Source organism: Bartonella sp. CM120XJJH (genome assembly GCF_042194715.1).
Classification (GTDB): domain Bacteria; phylum Pseudomonadota; class Alphaproteobacteria; order Rhizobiales; family Rhizobiaceae; genus Bartonella.
In genome coordinates this window covers 1-610 of sequence record NZ_JBHINE010000130.1, presented here as the reverse complement: position 1 = coordinate 610, position 610 = coordinate 1, and the positions used below count along the sequence as shown (strand labels likewise).

The 610-nt window shown below is 38.9% G+C and carries 1 protein-coding gene; it reads right to left on the bottom strand.

The window, feature by feature from the left end:
- Positions 1–187: 187 nt before the first annotated feature.
- Positions 188–610: single-stranded DNA-binding protein (ssb, locus tag ACFIKU_RS10190; RefSeq protein WP_375657441.1), on the bottom strand; the 423-nt coding region annotated here is incomplete at its 5' end.

The window sequence follows — 610 nt, the reverse complement described above, 5'->3', positions numbered from 1 at the left end:
AGCGGATTTTTAGCCTCTTCTATGGTCAAACAGAAGCGTTTGGCACGCATTTCAATTGCCAATTTATCCATGGGTTCATGCGGTGTTTTTGCTCGTGAGATGCGTCCATTTGGTTCTCTGATACATCCTTTAATCCGAGGACGTCCGCGTTTTGCACGTTTTTTTCTTTTTGTCATATTTTTTTCAATCAGAATGGTATGCTATCATTATTAATGAGTGCACTATGATCAGCAGCCCCTGAAGCGATAGCATAATTTTGAGAAGTAATAGGTGAAGGGGTAGGGGATGCCGATTGATCTTTTTTGGCATCAAGCAAATACAACTCGCCTTTGAATTGTGGTAAGACAATCTCTGTTGTATAACGGTCATGCCCATTTTTATCTTGCCATTTGCGTGTCTGTAATTTGCCTTCTACGTAAACCTTTGAACCTTTGTTGAGATACTGAAGTGCAATTTTTGCCAAATGTGGATTAAAAATCACAACTGAATGCCATTCTGTTTTCTCTACTTTTTGATTAGTCTTTTTATCTGTGTAGCTCTCAGAAGTTGCTATACTAAAATTGACTATTTCTGCTCCAGAATTCATTGTTTTGCTTTCGGGATCAGCACC